This is a genomic window from Bartonella sp. B23 (assembly GCF_053793815.1).
The window spans coordinates 192,552-213,423 of the sequence record NZ_CP200033.1; the positions used below are offsets into that span (position 1 = coordinate 192,552).

General features: G+C 38.1%; 14 protein-coding genes, 1 tRNA gene and 3 pseudogenes. 9 read left to right on the plus strand and 9 right to left on the minus strand.

What is annotated here, in order from left to right:
* Nucleotide 1: 1 nt before the first annotated feature.
* The 5 genes from lpxK to V4B17_RS00785 all read right to left on the minus strand — a co-directional run bounded on the left by lpxK (nucleotide 2) and on the right by V4B17_RS00785 (nucleotide 5,394).
* Nucleotides 2-1,021 (minus strand): tetraacyldisaccharide 4'-kinase, encoded by a 1,020-nt coding sequence (gene lpxK / locus V4B17_RS00765; RefSeq protein WP_455479629.1) that lies wholly within the window; start codon nucleotides 1,019-1,021, stop codon nucleotides 2-4.
* The gene (gene waaA, locus V4B17_RS00770) at nucleotides 1,011-2,333 is read right to left on the minus strand and encodes a lipid IV(A) 3-deoxy-D-manno-octulosonic acid transferase (RefSeq protein WP_455479630.1); all 1,323 of its coding nucleotides are present in this window, start codon (nucleotides 2,331-2,333) and stop codon (nucleotides 1,011-1,013) included. The genes lpxK and waaA overlap by 11 nt, the downstream gene beginning before the upstream one ends.
* Nucleotides 2,334-2,983: 650 nt before the next feature.
* Nucleotides 2,984-3,226, minus strand: a complete 243-nt coding sequence (locus tag V4B17_RS00775) for a DUF4170 domain-containing protein (protein WP_455479631.1) — start codon at nucleotides 3,224-3,226, stop codon at nucleotides 2,984-2,986.
* Nucleotides 3,227-3,272: 46 nt separating this feature from the next.
* A complete protein-coding gene (locus V4B17_RS00780) occupies nucleotides 3,273-4,076 on the minus strand; it encodes a 3'(2'),5'-bisphosphate nucleotidase CysQ (RefSeq protein WP_455479632.1) in 804 nt (267 codons plus the stop codon).
* A complete protein-coding gene (locus tag V4B17_RS00785) occupies nucleotides 4,063-5,394 on the minus strand; it encodes a TldD/PmbA family protein (protein WP_455480148.1) in 1,332 nt (443 codons plus the stop codon). Before V4B17_RS00785 ends, V4B17_RS00780 begins: the two co-directional genes overlap by 14 nt.
* Before the next feature lie 614 nt (nucleotides 5,395-6,008).
* Between V4B17_RS00785 and V4B17_RS00790 the strand changes: the two genes are divergently transcribed.
* The 5 genes and pseudogenes from V4B17_RS00790 to V4B17_RS00810 all read left to right on the plus strand — a co-directional run.
* Nucleotides 6,009-6,242, plus strand: coding sequence for an ATPase, T2SS/T4P/T4SS family (locus tag V4B17_RS00790; RefSeq protein WP_455479633.1), 234 nt, complete (start codon nucleotides 6,009-6,011; stop codon nucleotides 6,240-6,242).
* Between the two features lie 114 nt (nucleotides 6,243-6,356).
* Nucleotides 6,357-7,659: pseudogene (locus V4B17_RS00795) on the plus strand (transposase domain-containing protein); the annotation flags it as partial.
* Between the two features lie 131 nt (nucleotides 7,660-7,790).
* Nucleotides 7,791-8,003, plus strand: a complete 213-nt coding sequence (locus V4B17_RS00800; protein WP_455479634.1) for a hypothetical protein — start codon at nucleotides 7,791-7,793, stop codon at nucleotides 8,001-8,003.
* A 57-nt stretch (nucleotides 8,004-8,060) separates the two neighbouring features.
* Nucleotides 8,061-8,384, plus strand: a complete 324-nt coding sequence (locus V4B17_RS00805) for a hypothetical protein (protein ID WP_455479635.1) — start codon at nucleotides 8,061-8,063, stop codon at nucleotides 8,382-8,384.
* 80 nt (nucleotides 8,385-8,464) lie between these two features.
* A pseudogene (locus V4B17_RS00810) lies at nucleotides 8,465-8,864 on the plus strand (DNA adenine methylase); the annotation flags it as partial.
* A gap of 191 nt (nucleotides 8,865-9,055) precedes the next feature.
* Here V4B17_RS00810 and V4B17_RS00815 read toward each other — a convergent pair.
* Nucleotides 9,056-9,131 (minus strand) — tRNA-Phe (locus V4B17_RS00815).
* Nucleotides 9,132-9,535: 404 nt separating this feature from the next.
* On the opposite strand from V4B17_RS00815, the pseudogene V4B17_RS00820 reads away from it, so the two are divergent.
* The 3 genes and pseudogenes from V4B17_RS00820 to V4B17_RS00830 all read left to right on the plus strand — a co-directional run bounded on the left by V4B17_RS00820 (nucleotide 9,536) and on the right by V4B17_RS00830 (nucleotide 14,018).
* Nucleotides 9,536-10,692, plus strand: a pseudogene (locus V4B17_RS00820) (phosphoserine transaminase).
* 391 nt (nucleotides 10,693-11,083) lie between these two features.
* Nucleotides 11,084-12,373: an adenylosuccinate synthase gene (locus V4B17_RS00825; RefSeq protein ID WP_455479636.1), complete on the plus strand. Its 1,290-nt coding sequence runs from the start codon at nucleotides 11,084-11,086 to the stop codon at nucleotides 12,371-12,373.
* Between the two features lie 241 nt (nucleotides 12,374-12,614).
* Nucleotides 12,615-14,018, plus strand: a complete 1,404-nt coding sequence (locus V4B17_RS00830; protein ID WP_455480149.1) for a hypothetical protein — start codon at nucleotides 12,615-12,617, stop codon at nucleotides 14,016-14,018.
* Between the two features lie 188 nt (nucleotides 14,019-14,206).
* Here the strand turns inward: V4B17_RS00830 and rpoH are convergent, their stop codons facing one another.
* The 3 genes from rpoH to V4B17_RS00845 all read right to left on the minus strand — a co-directional run bounded on the left by rpoH (nucleotide 14,207) and on the right by V4B17_RS00845 (nucleotide 17,703).
* Nucleotides 14,207-15,091 (minus strand): RNA polymerase sigma factor RpoH, encoded by an 885-nt coding sequence (gene rpoH, locus V4B17_RS00835; RefSeq protein ID WP_455479637.1) that lies wholly within the window; start codon nucleotides 15,089-15,091, stop codon nucleotides 14,207-14,209.
* A 148-nt stretch (nucleotides 15,092-15,239) separates the two neighbouring features.
* Nucleotides 15,240-16,244 (minus strand): RluA family pseudouridine synthase, encoded by a 1,005-nt coding sequence (locus V4B17_RS00840; RefSeq protein ID WP_455479638.1) that lies wholly within the window; start codon nucleotides 16,242-16,244, stop codon nucleotides 15,240-15,242.
* Nucleotides 16,245-16,272: 28 nt separating this feature from the next.
* Nucleotides 16,273-17,703: an aldehyde dehydrogenase family protein gene (locus V4B17_RS00845; RefSeq protein ID WP_455479639.1), complete on the minus strand. Its 1,431-nt coding sequence runs from the start codon at nucleotides 17,701-17,703 to the stop codon at nucleotides 16,273-16,275.
* Nucleotides 17,704-18,135: 432 nt separating this feature from the next.
* Here V4B17_RS00845 and V4B17_RS00850 point away from each other — a divergent pair, with 432 nt between their 5' ends.
* On the plus strand, nucleotides 18,136-20,673 hold the full coding sequence (locus tag V4B17_RS00850) for a DNA translocase FtsK (RefSeq protein WP_455479640.1): 2,538 nt from the start codon (nucleotides 18,136-18,138) through the stop codon (nucleotides 20,671-20,673).
* Nucleotides 20,674-20,872: the final 199 nt, after the last annotated feature.

A 20,872-nucleotide genomic window follows, 5' to 3' on the forward strand; every position in this document is an offset into this window, starting at 1 on the left:
ATTAGAGAAGATACTTGCGCTCTTTAAAACGACTCATGACCTCCTCAAGAAGCATACGGCAGAAGTCTTTTTGAGCAAAGTCGACTTTGACATCAAATATAATAAGATTTTTCAAGTTTTTTTGCGCACTGCTTGTTTGTATGCGTGCGTAATCTTTCGCAGTTGTAGCCAGCCATAGGTCTTGCATTTTAGCCTTTTGTGCAAGATTTTTAAAATCTGTGTCGGTAAAAAAATAGTGATCAGGATAAGAGTAAGTTTGCACCACATGACCAGAAAGTTCTTTAATGGATTTAAAAAATTTATCTGGATTGCCAATACCTGCAAATGCCAAAAATGATTTTCCTGCAACTTCACCAGATGCTAGTGATGTAAGGTGTGCATGATACAAAGGCTTTCTAGTACGTGTGACAAGAAAAGCAATTTTGTCATACACATCTGAATGGCCAATCAACAAAACACTATCCGTTAAAGAAAGCTGTGTTTCTAATGGTACACGCAAAGGTCCTGCTGGAAAAACAGCTCCATTACCAAAACCACGCATCGCATCTACAACAAGCAGCGCGTAGTCCATATAAAGACGGCGGCTTTGGAATCCGTCATCCATTAAAATCAGATTACATCCTTCTTGCTTCAGTCGTTGTGCTGCTGCATAACGATCAACTGATATGGCAACAAAAGCGTGCTGTACGAGTAAAAGTGCTTCATCTCCAACATCGCGCGCATTGTCACATTCCCTATTTACAAGATGTACTTCCTTAATTGTCCCACCATAACCGCGTGATACAATTCCAGGCACAAAACCAAGCTCTTTAGCCACTTGAGCAAAAGCAATAACAACAGGCGTTTTGCCAGCACCACCACATGTAAAATTGCCAATACATAAGGTAGGAAGATCAATAACGGGGAGCTTTTTTGCCATATGACGACGTGAAAAATAACCATATACCCAAGAAACAGGGGTCAGCAGAGTACGCAAAAAACTTTTATCTTTCCACCAAAAATGCGGAGCGCTAATGTGCATAGTTATCCCGATGTTGGCTTAAACCTGTTTGTATCACGAGAGGTTGCAAAAAGGGATCAAGAACCTTTAATGTGTGCTCGAGTGCACCTGCCATACCTGTTGCGATTTCATAGGCTTTATCAACCATTTCTCGTCGCAATGTTTCATTTGTTAAAAGTTTATACACTTGAATAGCAAGCTGTTTTGTATCTTGAATCATATATGCTGCATCATGGTTTAAAAATTGTTCAAACATCTCTTGAAAATTTGAGACATGGGGCCCTGTTAAAATCGCTGAATTCAGTAAGGCCAATTCCAATGGATTGTGTCCACCATTTCCACACAAGGATTTACCAATAAAAGAAACTTTCGATAAGCGAAGGAAAAGTCCCATTTCTCCAATCGTATCGCCCCACAAAATGTCTGTATTTGCATCTGGAACAGCATTGTTGCTTCTACGGGCAAAATGCAAGCCATTATTGTCGCATTTTCTGATAAGATCTTCCAACCGCTTAGGATGACGGGGAACAATAATTGTCAATAAATCTGGCAAATAATTTCTAAGAATTTTATGAACCTCAAAAGCAATTTCTTCTTCCCCTTCATGGGTTGAAATAGCTGCCCAAACTGGGCGATTTCCAATAGCATTGCGATAATGTGTAAGCAAATCTTGATTTTCAACCGGTAAAACATCAGCCTTAAGATTACCAGAAAATGCAACAGATTTTACTCCAAGTGCGCAGTAATAAGCTACATCTTTTTTGTTTTGACAAACAGCCAAATCGATATGCCTAAAAATATGTTTAGCAAGAACAGAGTGCTTTTGCCAAGCTTTAAAGGAATGCTCGGACATATGGGCATTCACCAAAATCTGCGGAATGCGCATTTTGGCAAGTTCTTTAATACGTAGAGGCCAAATTTCCGATTCACAAACAAGTACTAAATCAGGCTTCCAATGATTAATAAAACGATGCATTACCAAACCTAAATCTAATGGAGCATATTGATGAATTAACCGATTACCAAAATGCTTTTTCACAAGGGAAGAGGTTGTCAGTGTTCCTGTTGTCAACAATATATTGATTTTTAATGATAAAATGTGATTAATGAGCGGAACAAGAGCAAGTGTTTCTCCAACACTTGCTGCATGCAACCAAATCAATGGACTTTGAGGCCGTGCTTTATGGCTTTTACCCAAACGCTCTTTTTGACGACCACGTTCTTCTTTTCCACGTACAGCACGAAGAAATAAATAAAAAGGTATAATGGGATGTAAGCAAAAGCCAACCATCCGATAGATTAAAAGAGCCACATATGCTTTTAGTTCCATCATTAAAACCACTTCATTTATCTGTTTTGAGACGTCTATAAGCTTTTTTATTAAACGATTTATTGCTCCTATTTATTGGTTCATTCTTTTAGCGAATAAAAGGATATTTTGCGCATTTTAGTTTACAAAAAATACTGTAGAGTTGTATGAAAATGGAACCATATCTTTAACCCTTATTTTTCAAGAATATTCTCCCATAAAAATGCATATACGCAGAATACGGTGAGACAGGTAAATAATTTGGATAATAAAACAATATATTTTCTTATTTTACGCGCTTTATATCCACAACTATATTGTATTTTGCTAGCTTGAAAAGCATTTTGAGTATTAAAAGTTTCCATACGCATCATTATAAACATAAGACATTTTCTTGTTTTCTTGAATTATACATAAATTTAATCTTTCACTTTTTTGTAAATTGAACGTTGATTTTTGAATGAGTGAAACGAAAAAACATGGCAGCAAATTTTTCATTTTGAAAACGAAGAAAGATATCTCAGATGCGCTGTTCATACAAAAAAATGGTAAGAAGTAAATTATAGACGTTTTCTAATTTTACAATGCTCTCTAGATTTTTTTACCCATCCCGATATTCAATCTTTCTTTATGCAGAAAGTTTAAGAAAACAATAATTGAATACTCAAATTTTATTACGTATCGTTTGTCTCAGTATCAAGAAGTCGATACAAGTCTAAAATGTAATAACGTTGTAATGCATTATCTACACTGCTTTGTGCTTTCGCTTGCCATGCTTTTTGAGCGGATTGGTAATCTGGAAAAATACCAACTACATCTAAATCATCAATATTTTTAAATTGATTACTACTAAGATTTTTTAATTCCCCACCAAATACAAGATGCAAATATTGTTTTTTTTCGTTGGCTTTGGACATATGTACCTCCATATCATTAAGAGATTTTAGTGCGTTTTTTACGTGGTTAAACTAACTTCACGTGACGAACAACATTTATCATATCTTGACAGCAATTATTTTTTCCAGCGATTAAAAGTCCATACTGATAAGGCTCGATTCCATAAGATATAAAAGATGTATCAAGCGATAGAAAACATCCTCCGCATTCTTGTAAAATAAGATCAGCCGCAGCAATATCCCACGCGTGACAATTGGGGCGAACCAATACGATATCGATCTCATTTTGAGCAACAAGAATAATGCGGTATGCAAGTGATGGAATATGACGATAAAAACTGACTTTATTGCAAAAATTATCCGGCAATTTTTGTGCTAGCAATTTATCAAGCGAAACTTTATATTTTCTATTTGTCTGAGATGCTAGAAGAGGAATCTTTGTGCCATTTAATGTTGCCCTTTTACCAGCAGCAGCTGCATAAACATTTCTCTGAGCTGGGCATTGCACAACGCCTACGATAGGGCGTCCGTTCTCAATAATAGCAACTGAGATACACCAATAGGTGCTGCCAGAAAGAAAACTACGCGTTCCATCAATAGGGTCAACCACAAAATAGCGTGCATAAGCTCCTTTCTTTCGATCATCCTTTGTTTCTTCTGAAATCCATCCATAATTTGGGCGCATCCCAAGAAGCCTTTTCTTCAAAAAGCGGTCAACTGCAAAATCTGCTTCACTGACTGGTGAATTGCCTTCTTTCATCCAAACATTCAACGTACATCCAAAATATCTCATCGCCAAATCCCCTGCTTCTCGACAAACATCAAGCAAAAGATTTAAATCAGAAGAATGATGCGTGTTATCTTCCTGCAAGTGTCATCCCTTCAATTAATAATGTGGGAGCTGCTGTACCATAGCGCCGATCAATATCGTTTGCTGGTGTTAAGTGTGCTAACATATGGAGCAAATCAGAACCCAGAGTTACTTCGCTTACCGGAAAAGTGATTTCGCCATTTTCAATCCAAAAACCAGAGGCACCACGACTATACTGACCCGTGACAAAATCAACGCCATGCCCGAATAATTCTGTGACATAAAATCCATTTTTCAGATCCTTTATCATATTGTAAGGCGATATTAAACCCGGTTCAATGGCAAAATTTGTGCTGGATGGTTGAACCAATGACGCTGAACGTACACCGTGTCCGTTGGTTTTAAGCCCCAATTCGCGGGCTGAAGACGATGAAAGAAGCCAGTGCTTTAAAATACCATTTTCAATAATATTCAATGTTTGTCCTTCTACTCCCTCTCCATCGAAAGGACGAGAAGCATTTCCACGCAAGCGCAAAGGTTGATCTGTTACATTAACATCCGGTTTCATTACTGCTTTTCCCAAGAAATTTTGTAAAAGACTCGTTTTGCGCGCTACAGATGCTCCATTCACCATAAATGCTATATGCCCCGCAATTCCACGGGCTGTACGTGGATCAAAAATAACATTTACCGTCCCTGTAGCAGCACGAACTGCTCCCAAGCGTCGAACTGCTCCAACACCTGCATTTCTTCCCACATTTTCTGCAGCTTCCAAATCGGAAAAATGCAAAGCAGTTGTATAATCATAATCGCGCTCCATCATTGTACCATCACCAGCTATGGCACTGCAAGAACGTGAAAAACAACTAGATTGATAGGCTCCACAAAAACCATCGCTGGTCACAAGAACAAATCCGCTACGACCATAAGCTGTTGTGGCTCCACCAGAATTTCTCACTCCTCTAACATCAAGAGCTGCTGCTTCCATTTTCAAGGCATCTTCTGTTAGAAAATGACTGTGTGGAACAAAATCATCAAAAAGATCAAGATCTTTAGGATGTTTAACCAAAGAATCTTTATCTGCTAAACCTGCAAATAAACTGTCAGGAGAAGCTTTCGCCATTGTGACAGCACGTTCTGCAAGTTCTTGCGGATAGGTCGCTAGATTGGCAGAAACACTCGCTACTTTCTTTCCGACAAAAACCCTTAATGTAAAATCATTGCTCTCTGAGGCTTCTATCGACTCGACTTTTCCAAAACGAATCGACACACTTGTAGAATGGGTGTGAACAATAATAGCATCAGCAGCATCGGCTCCAGAACGTCTTGCTGATTCAACAAGTGAAGCAGCCTTATCAATCTGGTTCTTGTCAGTCATCATGGACTCCCTTTAATACTTATGTAGTTAGGCCATTTGGCAAGTTTACACAAACTGTAACTCTTGTATGTTTATCAATAAAAAATTATGCGTCATTAACACACTCTTTTTCCTTTGATGAATTAAGCAATTTCTCTTTTATTATTTTTTCAAAAAGGTGCAATATGTTCTCAATTTTTTTGGTTCTACCATTCCGATACACTTCATATCATAACACAAGCTAAATCCGCATTTATAATTCCCAAAAAATGAAATCACACGATGATACTTGGCTTTTTAAGCCCAAATATTCGAGTGTTTTGATAATTGGCAGATATCATAAACAACAGGTTTCTTGGCTAAAACGATGGGAATTTATGGGTTAAACATTTAGGAGAAGCTAAAAAAGTAGTAGGAACGATGGAACCACATAGAGCAGAAGCTGCAATGGGAACGATAACTACAGCTCTTAGTACACAAATCACAAAAGAATGCTCAACACTTAAATGAGAATTGTTCCTATATGGAATCCGCTTTGAATCGGTAATACTACCAATTGTTGTTGCACCAACATTTACAATTCGAAAAAAAGCTACGCAAATTTTTACTTTGGATGATTATGTTGAAAAAACATTATGACCAAGCAGCAAAAATTGCTTTTAAAAAATGCTGTCAGAGATCACAAAAATATCTTTGTTGTTGGCGGGACAGGAACGGGAAAAACAACCTTAACAAACGCAATATTAAAAGAAATGACTGATATATTGCCAGAAGAGCGTTTTGTGATTATCGAAGATACTGCTGAACTTCAATGTGCAGCACCTAACACTGTAACATTTCGCGCTATCGAATATGTCGATATGACATGACTGTTAAAAGTGACCATGCATATGGCACCAGATCGCATCATTGTTGGTGAAGTAAGAGATGGTGCTGCTTTAGCGTTTTTAAAAAGCTAGAATACTGGGCATCAAGGAGGAAAAGAAATTTCAAAAGCAGTTGTGACGTTAGCGCGTGATGGTGAAGAAAAGGCAAAGAAACTGTATCTTGTCCAACGACGCGATCAGTCAGCCCTCCATGCTCTGCAAGCAGTGAATATGGATGAGCATAAATTAGATGTTTTTGTTCAAGTTCCTTGGGTAGAAAAACCTGTTCGTCTTTATTTAATAGCCATTCAAGATCTTTATTCTGGGAAGATTTTATCGTGGAGTTTGTCGGATGCTGAGGCTTGGGAAATTGTCCGTTTAGTTATTGGTGATATGGTTTCTGCTTATGGAATACCAGAGCGTATGACCTTGGACAATGGTCACGCTTTTACTAGCAAATGGATTTTGAGGGGTGTGCAAAACTGTTTTCACTTTAAAATTAAACCAGATGATCCGCAAGATTTTTTGACGATATTGGGTGTTCAACTGCAATGAACAACGCCTTATAGTGATCAATCTAAGCCAATTGAATGAGCATGGCGTGATTTAGCCGAAGCTATTTCTAAACATCCTTTTTGTACGGGTGCTTATACGGGGAATAAACCTGGTGCAAAGCCTGAAAATTATGGGCGGTGTGCGATAGGGTTTGAGGAATTCAAAGCGCATGTTGAAGCACAAATTATCAGGTATAATGCGCAAAAAGGGTGGAAAGCAGTCTAATTGTCAGGGATGGAGTTTTGATGTCACATTTGAAGAAAGTTTGCAGGCCGAGGGCACGATTATACGTCAAGCGACAGAAGAACAACGTGCTTTATGGCTTCTGACATCAGAGGCACTTCGCACTCAAAAAGGGACGGGTGAGATTCATTTTTATGGCAATCGTTATTGGTTGCAGGTGCTTAATCAGCATGCAAGCCAAAAAATGATTATCCGTTTTGATCCAGATAATTTGCATCAGAATTTGCGGATTTATGACCTGAATAACCGTTTAATTTGTATTGCGTCTTGTCTTTTTGATGTTGGTTTTTACGATCAGCAGGCAGCACGTTTAAATGGATGCTTGCGCAAAGATTATGTGAAGGCTGTTAAAGCAGAAAAACAGCTGGCTGTTAAACTTGCTCTCGATCAGCTTGCAGATGTTTATCGTCAGGTTGAACGACAGGGCGATGATTTAAAGATTTTGCCTAAAATAAAGCTAAAGGTTAGCCGATTGGTTCAAAGCAATGTGGACAATTTAGTGGTTAAAGTGAATGATGAGGCTTTAGAGACAGAAGAATTTAGCCATCACTTATATCAAGCTTTATGGCGGCTTTCATCGCAAAGCGGGAAGCCGGAAGTAATCAAGCTCCCCCGATGGTAGGAAAGGAGAAGAGCAGGGGATTTTAGAGAGAGCTAATGAGTGTTGTGTACAGCTGAAGAGTAACAAGAAAAGGGAAACAAGTTTGCAGCTCTGCCCTTTCAAGTTTAAAATCAATACAGAGGGGATTATAGATGACGTACGCAAAAAATACAACAGTTGAAAAAATATCTTGGGCGCGACACAAAAATCAGCTTAGTGAATCAGCTCAGAACCGCAATAGTAACGATATTGCACTATGGAATGAGCTTGTTGACGCGGTACACGCATTATCCCTTACAAATGATTGGTCAAAAGCGAAAGTTGCACGGCGCATTGGTATGCCCGATGGTACATTTTCGCAATGATATTCGGGTAGCTATGCTGGACAATTGGGCAAGCAAAATGCGAAGGTTCAACAATGGGTGGATGTTTTAAAAGAGACGGCAGGGCTTTTAGAGATGATTCTTGAAAAGCTAACATTTCAGAAAAATCGTATTGCCAATGAAATTATAAACACTTTAACGCTTGCACAAAGCACTGGTGACATGGTGATGATTACACTTGATGTGGGCAATGGTAAAACGGAAATTTGCTGCTATTATCGTGCTACCCGTCCCCATGTTTATTTAGTCACAGAAAGTCTACACATGCGCAGTGTTCATGGTATATTGAATGATATGGCAGTGGAATTGGATATAGTGGAATATAATCCAACACGCTTAACACGCGCTATTGGAAAAAATTAGAGCGCGTTGTGGGAATGGTATGTTACTGATCATCGATGAAGCGCAAAATCTTACTGATGAAGTGATTAATCAGTTGCGTCTTTGGCGTTGAAACGAGCCGTGGTGCACGATTTAATTATTTTAAAGTCGAAGCATTACTAGAGTTTATTTACCGGCGTTTGTCAGGGATTATCATTGAACATTTAAATTGGTCAGATTTTATGTTGCGCCACGATAAATTAAACGTTTTGTTTTACCTTTATCCGCCTTATTGAGGTGTTGAGGATTACTATGAAAAGGACTTGTTTAAACGAGAAGATTATTAGGCGATGGCCACGATTCTCGCGCAATTTAAAGGAAAATTTTCTTCTCTCTTTAAATGATGTGCCGGAGATTTGGAAAACTTTTAGTCAATTCCATATAAAAGAGGTCACTACATTTTATTCATTTGGTGGTTCAAATATTATCAAGGAACTGATCATCACAAATTGTGATTTTTAACAAAAAAAGACCTATTTTAAAGAGTTTTTAAATGACCTTTGAAAGGCTTGTGAAGACCCTTTGAGAACCCCTTGAAAATCCTGTGAAAAAAAATGAATTGGTGCAAAATAAGGTGACAAGCTACAAAAATGTAATCTGAAAATAGTTATCCAAAGAAAAAACTATACACTCTAGTATATTAAAGACATAGATGGTGCCCAGACGCGGATTCGAACCACGGACACGCGGATTTTCAGTCCGCTGCTCTACCAACTGAGCTATCTGGGCACGTTTCACAAAACACGCGAAATGTGTGCGGTTATAACATCAAATTTTTCTCTGTCCAGTCATGAAGAGAAAAATAATTGATTTTTTATAAGTTTGTTTCCGTATTCTGGTAATACAATTACTCTGTTTTATAAAATAAACTTGATAGGTATATTATGACATGTTAGTGTATCGCTATCCGAATGCTGTCTTATCGTGGTGGTGACACGAGGAAATCTCTTCAAAGAAGAGAGCTAGAATCATAGCTTAAGAGAAATATTTTTTACAAAATTTCCACATATTTTAAGTTTACAAAATAAAGAGAAAAAATTTTTGATCTTTGTTTATAAAGGCTATTGGCACAGTTATCTATAATAATTAGCCTTTCTTCAAAGAGAGGCAAGCTATCTAAAAGGGAAGAAATAATGGTAATGTTTCAAAAATCAAGCTGTCGGCCAAATAATCCCAATTTTTTCCAGGTACTTGTAGTAAATGACCTGGCTGGACTATTGAAGTTCTTAAAAATGCATTAGTTGGACGTTCGCATCGATCTAGAGAAGCAGAATTAAGGCTGTCTGAGGTTGTTGATTTAACTCGTGAGATTCTTGAAGTGCCTTCTGATTATCGTATTGGAATTGTACCTGCTTCAGATACTGGTGCTGTTGAGATATCTTTATGGTCTTTATTGGGCGAACGTGGCGTTGATATGGCAGCTTAGGAAAGTTTTTGATCGGGGTGGATTGCAGATGTTGTTGAATAATTAAAGCTTTCTGATGTACGTCTTTTTGAAGCTCCTTATGGCGAACTACCAGACCTAACACAAATTGATTTCGATCGTGATGTTGTTTTTACATGGAATGGAACGACTTCAGGTGTACGTATTCCTAATGCCGATTTTATTCCAGATGAGAGAGCATGGTTGACAATTTATGATGCAACATCAGCAGTTTTTGCGCAAAATTTTAATTTTTCAAAATTAGATGTTGTTACTTTTTTGTGGCCAAAAGTTCTTGGAGGAGAGGCTGCACATGGTATGTTGATTTTAAGTCTTCGTGCTGTTGAGCGGCTTGAGAGTTACGTGTCGTTTTGGCCCACGCCATAAATTTTCTGTATGACAAAAGATGGAAAATTAATCGAGAATATTTTTAGAGAGGTAACAATCAATACACCCTCTCTGCTGTGTGTTGAAGATTTTCTTGATGGGTTGAAGTGGGCAAAGTTTCAGGGTGGTTTGCAGGCATTAATGGTGCGAGTTGAAAAAAATTTTCTGTACTTGATTTTTGTTCGCAAGACACCGTGGTTAGAATATTTGGCAAACGATCCTCAAGTGTGCTCTAATATGTCTGTTTGTTTAGATATTGTTGATCCAGTTATTACTTCTTTTAATACTGAAAAGCGAATATCTTTTATAAAAGCGGTAGTGAATCATCTTGATGAGGAAGGGGTTTATGATATTGGTTCGTACAGAGATGCGCCCCCAGGACTTTGGATTTGGATAGGCATAACAATTGAGGCTTCTGATCTTGAAACTTTAACACAATGGCTTGAATGGGAATTTCAGGCCGAAAAAGCTCGACTTTAGTTAACTGTTGGCAATTTTCATAATACATTTTTTAAAAAAAATACGAAGGATAATAATGATTTTTCGTATTCTTGTATCAGACAAACAACCTTCAAATGCCGCACAGATTGCAAAAATCACGAGAGGAATATGGATAATTTGTCAGATGTTAGTTAAAGCAACAACAAAAAGCTCTAAATGTTTTTACTTTTTACAGCAAAAATGGCAGATTTAAAACGAATATATATTTTATATATCGATATTTTTGCTTTTGTTATCACGAATTTGAAAATTTAATTACAAAGATTAGAAAAAGCTAAAATGAAGAGTCGCACTTGCTCTAAGGTTTCGTTATAAAGAGGCATTTGTTTTAAATGCTAGTTTTATTTGACAAAACACGACGGAGAAAGCTATGGCCAATGTAGTAGTTGTTGGTACACAATGGGGAGATGAAGGCAAAGGTAAAATTGTAGATTGGTTATCTGAGCGCGCAGATATTGTGGTAAGATATCAGGGAGGGCATAATGCGGGTCATACATTGGTTGTTGACGGGATTAATTATAAATTATCACTTCTACCATCTGGTTTAGTTCGTGGGAAGTTATCAATTATCGGTAATGGTGTTGTTGTTGATCCCCACCATTTTGTAGCAGAATTAAAAAAACTACGTGATCAGGGTATAAAAATTACACCGGAAATTTTACGTATTGCTGAAAATGCTCCGTTAATTCTCTCTTTGCACCGCGATCTCGATGCAATTCGCGAAGGCGGCTTATCTGGTTTAAAAATTGGTACGACAAAGCGTGGTATTGGGCCCGCTTATGAAGATAAAGTGGGACGTCGTGCTATTCGCGTGATGGATTTAGCGGAATCTGAAACGCTTATGGCTAAGATCGAACGACTTTTGATACATCATAATGCTTTGCGTCGCGGGATGGATGTAGCAGAGATTGATTCTCAAGTTCTTTATGATGAGTTGATGCAAGTGGCGGATGAAATTCTACCCTTTATGGATTGTACTTGGCGCCTTTTAGATGAAAGCTATCGGATGGGAAAGCATATTCTTTTTGAAGGTGCACAAGGTGCTTTATTAGATAATGATTTTGGGACTTATCCTTATGTAACATCATCCAATACAATTGCTGGGCAGGCATGTACTGGTTCAGGTATGGGATCTAGTTCGATTCATTATGTTTTAGGTATTGCAAAAGCTTATACAACGCGTGTTGGAGAAGGACCATTTCCGACAGAGCAAATAAATGATGTTGGCGAATTTCTCGGAACGCGTGGGTGTGAATTTGGCGTTGTAACTGGTCGAAAACGTCGATGTGGTTGGTTTGATGCAGTCTTAGTACGTCAGATGGTAACGATTTGTGGTGTTCAGGGGATAGCACTGACAAAACTTGATGTTTTGGATGGTTTGAAGGAAATTAAAATCTGTATTGGTTATGAGTTTGATGGTAAGAGGATCGATTATTTGCCTTCTTCCATGGGCATCCAAGCCTGTGTAAAGCCTATTTATGAAACATTAGAAGGTTGGGAGGACGCGACAGCACATGCGTTAAGCTGGGAGGATTTACCGGTGCAGGCTGTTAAGTACATACGCTATATTGAAGAACGGGTTGGTACGCGAATAGCTTTATTATCTACTAGCCCTGAGCGCGAAGATACTATCCTTATTGCTGATCCTTTTGCAAATTAATCATTATTTTAAAATTTCTGTGTAGATCTTTGGCTTTTCTCTATGCTTTTCTACGAAGAGAGACTTAGGAGCGAATGAGAGGAAGATACAAAATAACATTGTTTATTTTTCATATTCATTTTAAACTATTGCAATAGTTGTATCAATATAAATGACAATCGATTTATAAGACTAAAATAAAGGCATGTTTGGCCTTATGGCTGGGATTTCTTTTCTCAGTGTGAGAAAGATTATAGAGGATATGGTAGATTTCATTGGAATCTTAAAAAGGGCAATCAGTGCACAAAGTAATACTACACTGCAAGTGCGTAAGAAGATTTATAAGCGAGCTATCGAAACGTTAGAACATCAGCTTGTAACAGCAAAAGTGCCACAAGCAATAGCAGATGGAAAAAGAAGGATTTTACAAAGTGCTATTGCAACTGTTGAAGAAGAGTATTTAGCTCTTGAAAAGAATTTATTTTCTTCAGTTATTGGATGGAATCCTACAAATATAGTTAAAGATGATAAGCGCATACAAAGTTCTATCTTGCAGCGAGATAATACTTTTTCAGAGGTAGAAACAGAAGAAAGGCGGGGTTCTGTTACAAGCTCAGAGGAACACAGAGTGCATGATAAGCCTTGTGTATCAGTTGTTCCAGATGCAGAGCCTGTCAATATGGGAGCTTATTTAGTTTCTCAGGATACTAACGACAATATATTAAAAGCTTCTCTTTTAGCTTCTTCTTCGAAAGGAGATAATCCTCACATTGTTTCGCATATTTTTTCTCAGGCTGTGCGTCGTGCTAATCGGTCATCGATGCAAAGACGTATTGTGATAAGTGCTGCTGTTGTTACTAGTTTTGTCATCTTAACTATTGGTATTTGTTTCGTTGGTGGCCGTATGTTTGTATTAGATGATCATCAGTTGCCAGAGAGAAATCTTCAAGTTTCTCATGCTTTACCAAAGGCACTTTCGGTTAACAGAAAATTAACGAAACGCTTACTGGAGGATGGGAGAGAAATTGATGTCAGCTTAGATCAAACGGCAGATTCTTTTAACAAAAAAGGAACTGCAACAGTTGTTGCTAGCAATTTACAATCGTTTGAACAATTAGGTGAAGCTGTTTTTTATCAAGCGCGTACAAATTATAATGCAGAAAAAGTGGCAACAGGGAGTGCTCATTGGACACTTATAAAGGAGTCTCGTGTGAAGGGGGCTGTAGAAGAATCGGCTATACAAGGTGATATAACAATTCCAGATGAAGGGTTATCATTACGGTTGATTTTACGTCGTAATACCGATGTATCTCTTCCCGCCGCATATGCTATGGATCTTATTTTCATTCCTTCTGATAAATTTTCAGGCCAAGCTGTAAGCAGTATTCAAGCATTCACTTTTAAAGCAAGTGAACAATCCATTGGACAGGCTTTAACACGAACTACCGCAGCAAAGATTAACGATAATCTCTTTCTTGTTGCTTTGAATGGCAACCAACCATTTCTTGACCGGAATTTACAATTGATGCGGGAATTGGATTGGATGCGTTTAGTGTTAACTGATAAAAATGGACGCATAAACGAATTAATTTTTGCAAAAGGACCAACAGGTAAGTCTATTTTTAATGAAGTTATTGAGCAATGGCTTACGAAACAAGATAAGTGAACAGTTCTCGATCAGAAAAAATAAAGCACCAATATATTGTATATTGGAAGGTAAAAAACACTACACTGAGATCTCTTTCCATCAAAAAGGCTGTGTATCTCAAGTTAAAATATAGATCAAACACACACCAATCCTTTTTCCTTTTAAGAAAGTGCAAGAGATTGGAGCTATACTTAATTTTGAAGATTCTACATTTGACTTTGAGACAAAACAGACGCTTTGATAGAATCTTGTACTTTTTCAAATGCACGCATTTCGATTTGTCTTACACGTTCTCGACTGATGTTAAATTCACTTGAGAGTTCTTCTAATGTCAAAGGCTTATCATTTAAACGACGCGCTTTGAATATACGCTTTTCACGTTCATTCAGATTATCCATAGCATTTATGAGCATAGAACGACGATTTTCCAGTTCACTTTGTTCAATCAAAATCTGTTCTTGATTGTTGGAATCATCCACTAGCCAATCTTGCCACTCACCGCTTTCACCTTCTTTTGTGCGCAGAGGTGCATTGAGCGAAGTGTCACCGCCAAGTCGACGATTCATTAAGATAACTTCATCTTCTGTGACATTCAACCTTGTTGCAATTTCCTTTACGTGTTCTGCATTAAGATCACCACTGTCAAGCGCTTGAAGCCTACTTTTTAATTTACGAAGATTGAAAAATAGACGCTTTTGATTAGCGGTTGTTCCTATCTTCACCAAACTCCAAGATCGCAACACATATTCCTGAATTGATGCTTTAATCCACCATATTGCATAGGTTGCAAGACGGAAACCACGCTCTGGCTCAAAACGCTTAACAGCCTGCATAAGTCCAATATTGCCTTCTGAAATAACCTCCCCAATAGGCAGACCATAACCCCGATAACCCATTGCAATTTTTGCTACGAGACGCAGATGACTGGTTACCAATTTATGTGCGGCTTTTAGATCATTATGTTTACGATAACGCTGAGCCAGCATATATTCTTCTTTTGGCTCAAGCATCGGAAAACGACGTACTTCCTCTAGGTAACGATTCAATCCTCCGTCACCTGTTGTGACTGATAGCAGATTCATATGGGCCATAGAGCACCCTCCTTTTGTACGAATTCCCTGATAAGGCAAATTCTATTTCCAGATATTATAAATATCCCTCTAACTTTATTCTAGCATAATTTTTAATTTTGTTCAAAAAGAGATATTTTATTGTGAAATCCTGAAAAGGCTAAAAGTTTCAATCTATTTTTTTTAAATGCTTAATAAGTTCAGCCATATCTTGAGGGAGTGGTGAAGAAAAAGACATAATTTTACCTGTAACAGGGTGTTCAAAAGTAAGGCTAACTGCATGGAGCGCTTGTCGGTTCAATTGATCGATTGCATTTTTAATTACGGGACTAAGCATATTTGATTTTGTTTTAAAAGCATTTCCATAAACACTATCACCTATGAGTGGGAATCCAATATGAGCCATATGAACACGAATTTGATGTGTACGCCCAGTTTCCAAACGACATTCCAGAAGACTAGCCAAGGAGGTCATATCTGTATGGGTTCCATATTTTTCAAGGAGAGAAAAATGTGTAACAGCGTGGCGCGCATGCGGATTTTGATTATGGATGACAGCTTGTTTTGTTCGGTTATGAGGAGAACGGCCAAGGAATGCATCAATCGTCCAAACATTGCGACTGGGAGATCCCCAAATCAAGGCATGGTAGCGCCGATCTAATGAACTAGTACGTCCATGGTCAGAAAATTGTATACTGAGGCTTTTATGAGCAAGGTCATTTTTGGCAATAATCATGACTCCACTTGTGTTTTTATCGAGACGATGGACAATGCCGGGGCGCTTAACACCACCGATACCAGACAAACTATTACCACAGTGATAAATAAGGGCATTAACCAACGTTCCGGTCCAATTGCCATTTCCGGGATGAACAACAAGACCAGCTGGTTTATTGATGACAATAACATGATCATCTTCAAAGAGGATGTCTAATGCAATGGCTTCACCTTTCGGTTCTGCATCACGAAGGATAGGCATTGTTAATTCGATAATTTGATGGGGTCTTAATTTTGTTTTTGGCTCCTTTATTAACTGACCATCAACTCTAAGACAACCTTCACGGATGAGAGTTTGCAAGCGTGAACGTGACAGCGTATTTTTGTATTCTTTCGTAAGCCATTGATCGAGTCGTTGCCCAAGAGCACTTTCATCTGTTATTCGTTGTGTTACCATAGAATTCCTATTAAGCGATGATATCTTTTTACCAGTATGAGATTGCTTTGGTATCAAGAAATTCTTTAATTCCCCAGAGACCACCTTCACGAGCACGTCCAGAAAATTTTACGCCTCCAAAGTAACTACCACCAGGTAAACTGTGTCCATTAACTTCTACCATACCAGATCGTATTTGCACAGCGATACGGCGACATTTGTCACGATCTTGTGATTGTATATAATTTGTAAGACCATATTCCGTGTCATTGGCCAAAGCGATGGCTTCATCTTCTGTCTTAAAGGGAAGAATCGAGAGAACTGGACCAAAGATTTCTTCTCGAAAAATACGCATATGAGGTTTCACATCGGCGAAGACTGTTGGGCGTACATAATAGCCGCGCTCCAATCCCATCGGTAAACCAGTTCCGCCTGCGACAAGAGTTGCACCCTCATCAATTCCAGATTGAATAAGATTTTGAATTTTATCGTATTGTTGTTTTGAAACTACGGGGCCAATATGATTTCCTGCTTGATGGCTTGGTCCCACTTTTGTTTGTTCAGCAATATCTTTGGCTGTTTGAATGGCTTTATTATAGAGTGCTTGCTCCACAAGCATACGTGTTGGTGCATTACAGCTTTGACCACTGTTATAAAAGCAGTGTCGTACACCGCGTTGAATAGCGTCTGTATCAGCATTGGCAAAGATGATGTTAGCTCCTTTACCTCCAAGTTCCAGACAGACCCGTTTTAAGGTGCTGCTAGCATTTCTAGAAATATCTTTTCCTGCTTTTGTTGATCCGGTAAAGCTGATCATTTCTAGATTTGGGTGAGCAGAGAGGTACGATCCAACGTTGGCACCATCACCGTTAATTAAATTAAAAACGCCGGCTGGGAGTGCAGATTCATCTAAAATTTCAGCAAAGAGCATAGCAGAAAGAGGAGCAATTTCAGAGGGTTTTAATACCATAGTACAGCCAGCTAAGAGAGCAGGAATAACTTTAAGAGTTACTTGATTCATGGGCCAATTCCATGGGGTAATTAATCCTACAACGCCGATAGGATCATAGTGAAGAATCGCCTTCTCATTTCCTTCTATTAAAACGTCTTGGAATGCAAACTTTTTGTAAGCGTTGATAAAATTTCGAATATGAAAACTGCCAGTTGCTGTCTGCGCATTGAGCGCCATATCAATAGGTGCTCCCATTTCCATTGAAATGGTTTTTGCCATATCGCCTGAGCGTTTTTCGTAGATTTTTAAAATTTTTTCAACGAATCCAAGACGCTCGTTAGGCAAGGTTGTTTTCCAACTTTGAAAAGCTATTTTAGCAGCGTTAATTGCTTTGTCGGCATCTTTTCTGCTGCCAAGGCTGATGACAGCACAAGCCTCTTCTGTTGATGGATCAATGACATGCAGATCGTTGGGAGTGCTTGGATCATCCCATAGACCATTGATATAAAATTTCCGCTTACTCAGCATGATTCACTCTCCATTTATTCAATTTTTTCTATTTGAACCTTTTTAAATAAGAATAACAAGGATAATTTTATTAAAGAAAGGAATTGATTTGTTTCATGACAACAAGGCACAGAAAGTTGAAAAAGCGCTTATCATACTAACGCTCGTATTACTGTACGCATGGTTTTTATAAAATAGGCGGGAAGGAGAATAATTGGCAATTCTTTGATCATAAAGTTTTTTCAAAACAAAAGGAATATAGCTCTATGGCATCATGAATTTTACAATTTATCCAATGTTTATCGAGAAAGTCTTGTTGAAGGAAATTACGGCATTATTTTTTTATTTAAAAAAGTGACGGTCAGCAAAGGGTTATTAACCTTCGTACTATAGTCTTTATGTATCTTTTTTGAAGAGGCAACCGTTCTTATTGTTATGGGCTTGTTGGGTATCATGCATAATTCGAAAAAAAAATCGATTCCTACGTCTTCTTTTTCTGATGAGAGTGTACAAAGTGCATCAGAAGGGAGTTTATCTACTAATATTGCGGAGATGTCTCCTTATCCAGAAGTATGGAAAAAGGCATTCACGCTCGGGCAGAATGTGCGTTTCACGCGAACACCAGAAGTTGAGATTTTGCGTCGTCGCATAGAAACAGACCCCATTTTTGCAAAACAGTTTAAAATTTTTACGAAGCAAGAACAAAAAAATTCTGTAAATATTGCACACAGTAATAAGAAAACAACAAAAAGAGTTGTTAATTCTCAGCCGATAGAGGATAAAGCACCAGTTTGTCGTTCAACGATTTTGAAGCAGTTATCATGCCAAGATGTTAGTGCACCACCCAAGGAGGATACAGAGGAGCGTAAATTACAAATAGAAAATATGATTCGAAAAATGAAGCCTGTTTTTCATCTTTCTGATGACGCATTTTTTGAATGTGAATCCTTTATGTTAGAACAGGCTAATGCTAAAATTTCAGATGGATCTTTAACATCAATTGATTGCGCGAGTGATGAGCTTGCATCCGATACGATTTCTACCTTTGATGAGTCAATTATTGCTCTTTATCGTGTTCTTGAATACCGCTTTCCACAATTTTACAATGCAATTACAACAGAAACTTCAGCAGAAGGCATTCCGAAAATTGAGCAAATTTCTGATTTAATGTATGCAAAGAATAATACTGTTAAAGGGAATCAAAAATGTTATTCTGAGCTTATTGTTGAAGATTTTGCTGATGGATTAAGCAAGATTGATGCTCCTATAAAAAAACAAAATACCAGCAATATTTCTGAGTGCGCAACAGGAAGTATCGCGAAAAATTCAACAGATTTTTCTGTAATGAAACCGAAAGGCAAAACATTGCGATCTTCTAATATATCGCCACACAATTATGATTCTGTTTTTACTTCAAATGTTCAATCTTTTAATGATGCCACTTATGAATTTCCTCCGATAAATTTATTGCAGGAACCTATTTTGCATGAAGGCACACTTGTTCCGCAGGAAACATTAGAGCGTGGTGCTGGACTCCTGGAAAGTGTTTTGGAAGATTTTGGCATTAAGGGTGAAATTATCCATGTTCACCCAGGACCAGTAGTGACAATGTACGAATTTGAACCTGCAGCCGGAGTAAAATCATCACGAGTTATTAATCTCTCTGATGATATTGCGCGTTCTATGTCTGCTGTTTCTGCACGCGTTGCCGTTGTTCCTGGACGCAATGTTATAGGGATTGAGTTGCCAAATGCGGTGCGTGAAATTGTTTACTTACGGGAATTAATTCAAACAAGTTCTTTTCGTGAAAGCCAATTTAAACTTGCTCTTGCTTTGGGGAAGGGGATTAATGGTGAGCCTATCATTGCAGAATTAGCAAAAATGCCTCATTTATTGGTTTCAGGGACAACAGGATCGGGAAAATCTGTTGCGATTAATACAATGATTTTATCGATTCTTTATCGCATGACTCCTAAACAATGTCGCTTGATTATGGTTGATCCTAAAATGTTGGAACTCTCTGTTTATGATGGCATTCCACATCTTTTAACACCTGTTGTGACTGATCCAAAAAAAGCTGTAACAGCTTTAAAATGGGCTGTTCGTGAAATGGAAGAGCGTTACCGCAAGATGGCTAAGTTAGGTGTGCGCAGTATTGATGGTTTTAATGCACGCGTTGCCCTTGCAGCACAAAAAGGTGAAACGATCATGTGTACTGTACAGTCTGGTTTTGATAAGGAAAGTGGGGAAATGCTGTATCATGAAGAGGCAATAGATCTAACACAGCTTCCTTATATTGTTGTGATTGTTGATGAGATGGCTGATCTCATGATGGTGGCAGGTAAAGAAATTGAAAATGCCATTCAGCGTTTAGCGCAAATGGCACGTGCAGCAGGTATTCACCTGATTATGGCCACACAGCGTCCTTCTGTTGATGTTATTACTGGTACGATTAAAGCAAATTTTCCTACCCGTATTTCTTTTCAGGTAACATCTAAGATAGACAGCCGTACAATTTTGGGAGAACAAGGTGCTGAAACGCTTCTTGGACAAGGAGATATGCTTCATATGGCAGGTGGTGGGCGTATTGTACGTGTTCATGGGCCTTTTGTTTCTGACGAAGAAGTTGAATCCGTTGTTGCACATCTTAAAATACAAGGAAAGCCTGATTATTTAGCAACGGTAACCGATAGTGAAGACGATAATAAAGATGTGGAGTCTGCTAATTCAGTTACTAGAATTTCTACGACAGGAAATCTTGATGAGGATAGTGAGGAACTTTATGTTCGGGCTGTAAAGATTGTAATGCGTGATAAAAAATGTTCGACATCTTATATTCAGCGCCGGCTTGCAATCGGTTATAATAAAGCGGCTTCTCTTGTTGAGCGCATGGAAGAAAAAGGCATTGTTGGAGCGGCTAATCATGTTGGGAAACGTGAAATTTTGCTCAATGAGTACAATAATAATCAAGATGATTTTAGAGATGTATGACGGCTGTTATTTTAAAGGTTAATGCTTGATTTTGTATTATGAAAGTGGGTACTGTTCTCTTTTCGTTTTTTATTGTGAAGTGTTAAAAAAGTTTAAAGAGAAGTGACAAAACAGAATCGATATTTTGTATTAAGAATCCTGGTGCGTAGAATAGGGTGATACAAAGAAGGATTGAAGGTATCTTTGACATTTTTAGATT

What these genes read in the sequence shown, in the direction of transcription:
- lpxK (WP_455479629.1), bottom strand. Translation starts at nt 1,021, where the DNA reads ATGCACATTAGCGCTCCGCATTTTTGGTGGAAAGATAAAAGTTTTTTG.
- waaA (WP_455479630.1), bottom strand. Translation starts at nt 2,333, where the DNA reads ATGATGGAACTAAAAGCATATGTGGCTCTTTTAATCTATCGGATGGTT.
- V4B17_RS00775 (WP_455479631.1), bottom strand. Translation starts at nt 3,226, where the DNA reads ATGTCCAAAGCCAACGAAAAAAAACAATATTTGCATCTTGTATTTGGT.
- V4B17_RS00785 (WP_455480148.1), bottom strand. Translation starts at nt 5,394, where the DNA reads ATGACTGACAAGAACCAGATTGATAAGGCTGCTTCACTTGTTGAATCA.
- V4B17_RS00790 (WP_455479633.1), top strand. Translation starts at nt 6,009, where the DNA reads ATGACCAAGCAGCAAAAATTGCTTTTAAAAAATGCTGTCAGAGATCAC.
- V4B17_RS00800 (WP_455479634.1), top strand. Translation starts at nt 7,791, where the DNA reads ATGACGTACGCAAAAAATACAACAGTTGAAAAAATATCTTGGGCGCGA.
- V4B17_RS00825 (WP_455479636.1), top strand. Translation starts at nt 11,084, where the DNA reads ATGGCCAATGTAGTAGTTGTTGGTACACAATGGGGAGATGAAGGCAAA.
- V4B17_RS00830 (WP_455480149.1), top strand. Translation starts at nt 12,615, where the DNA reads ATGGTAGATTTCATTGGAATCTTAAAAAGGGCAATCAGTGCACAAAGT.
- rpoH (WP_455479637.1), bottom strand. Translation starts at nt 15,091, where the DNA reads ATGGCCCATATGAATCTGCTATCAGTCACAACAGGTGACGGAGGATTG.
- V4B17_RS00840 (WP_455479638.1), bottom strand. Translation starts at nt 16,244, where the DNA reads ATGGTAACACAACGAATAACAGATGAAAGTGCTCTTGGGCAACGACTC.
- V4B17_RS00845 (WP_455479639.1), bottom strand. Translation starts at nt 17,703, where the DNA reads ATGCTGAGTAAGCGGAAATTTTATATCAATGGTCTATGGGATGATCCA.
- V4B17_RS00850 (WP_455479640.1), top strand. Translation starts at nt 18,136, where the DNA reads ATGCATAATTCGAAAAAAAAATCGATTCCTACGTCTTCTTTTTCTGAT.